Annotated in this window: 1 protein-coding gene and 1 tRNA gene; both read right to left on the bottom strand. The window is 70.5% G+C overall.

Going from position 1 to position 1,067, the window contains the following annotated elements:
• Window positions 1-30: 30 nt before the first annotated feature.
• Window positions 31-106 (bottom strand) — tRNA-Thr (locus tag ACFWEG_RS29090).
• Between the two features lie 107 nt (window positions 107-213).
• Entirely contained in the window at window positions 214-909 is a 696-nt protein-coding gene (locus ACFWEG_RS29085; RefSeq protein WP_387221117.1) for a DegT/DnrJ/EryC1/StrS family aminotransferase, read from the bottom strand.
• Window positions 910-1,067 lie beyond the last annotated feature (158 nt).

Genomic DNA, 1,067 nt, shown 5'->3' with positions numbered 1-1,067 from the left:
CCGCCCTCAGAGGGCGGAGGCTTTCGTAGATGGGGCCCCCAAACGGAATCGAACCGTTGACCTTCTCCTTACCATGGAGACGCTCTACCGACTGAGCTATAGGGGCCTGTCGAGCTTCGCGGTCTCCCGCTCGGCAACAACACGATCATACCCCGTCCCGGAGGCTGTTCGTGACCACGCCACCCGGGACGACGGCCGACGGCCGAGGGGACGTCAGAAGGCGGGCTGGGCCAGCCCGCCGAGCGCGTTGCAGGCCGCGGCGACGCGCTCGAGGTGGCGGCGCGTCGGCACGTTCCCGAGCGGAAGGGCCACGGTCTCCTCCGCCGCCCGCTCCGTCTCCGGCAGCAGCACGTCCCTGCGGAACCCCGGCATGCGATGCAGCGGGGTCCTCACCGGCGCCCGGCACTCCACGCCCCTGCCGCGCAGGGCCCGCACGAACGCGTCCCGGTCCGGTCGGCCGTTCCCCGGCACCCGCACGACGAACTGCCGGTAGTCGTGCCCGGCCACCCCCGCCGGAACACCGACGCCCTGCAGCCGCTCGCGCAGGCGGCCGGCGTACGCCCGCCGCCGCTCCACATGCGCGGAGGGCTCGTTCATCAAGCCGTCCCCTTCGAGGTCCTCGTGGAGGAAGACCTGGATGCCCAACCGCTCACCGAGCCCCCGCAGTCCCGCGCGCTCGACCGGGTACCCGAACCGCCGCACCGCGACCACGGCCGCGGTCCGCTCACCGGCCACCGCAGCCACGGTGTTGGCGGTCAGGCAGTACGTCTCGGGGTCCACGTCAGCGAAGACCGGTACGGCACCGGCCAGCACGACGGCCTCGGCCACCTCGACATTGCCGAAAGCCGGCACGATCACCTCGTGTCCGGGGCCGATGCCGGCGGCTTTGAGAACAGGAAGAGTCGCCATGTCCCAGACCCTGGTCGGCGAACGTGAACAGCACGCAAAAAAGCCTCAACCCCCGAGTGAAATCGGGGGTTGAGGCTAAATGGAGTTCGGCGGCGTCCTACTCTCCCACAGGGTCCCCCCTGCAGTACCATCGGCGCTGTGAGGCTTAGCTTCCGGGT

Source organism: Streptomyces sp. NPDC060194, assembly GCF_042728285.1.
Taxonomy (GTDB): domain Bacteria; phylum Actinomycetota; class Actinomycetes; order Streptomycetales; family Streptomycetaceae; genus Streptomyces.
The sequence above is the reverse complement of the archived record's forward strand: the minus strand, read 5'-3'. Positions and strand labels throughout refer to the sequence as shown.